This window comes from Butyrivibrio sp. INlla18, from assembly GCF_900103635.1.
Taxonomy (GTDB): Bacteria; Bacillota; Clostridia; order Lachnospirales; family Lachnospiraceae; genus Butyrivibrio.
This window is the reverse complement of the sequence record NZ_FMXK01000002.1, coordinates 1-290: the sequence shown is the minus strand read 5'-3', so window position 1 is coordinate 290 and position 290 is coordinate 1. Positions and strand designations below refer to the sequence as shown.

The following is a 290-nucleotide window of genomic DNA, read 5'->3' as shown; positions in this document are numbered from 1 at the left end:
CAGCCTTATGCATCTGGCGATGCAGCTGATACACCAGCGGTCCGTCCATCCCGGTCCTCTCGTACTAAGGACAGCTCCTCTCAGATATCCTACGCCCGCGCCGGATAGGGACCGAACTGTCTCACGACGTTCTGAACCCAGCTCGCGTACCGCTTTAATGGGCGAACAGCCCAACCCTTGGGACCTGCTACAGCCCCAGGATGCGATGAGCCGACATCGAGGTGCCAAACCACTCCGTCGATGTGAACTCTTGGGAGTGATAAGCCTGTTATCCCCAGGGTAGCTTTTAT

Annotated in this window: 1 rRNA gene; it reads right to left on the bottom strand. The window is 57.2% G+C overall.

The annotated features are described in order from the left end of the window. A 23S ribosomal RNA gene (locus tag BLS24_RS00010) occupies positions 1-290 on the bottom strand; the annotation flags it as partial.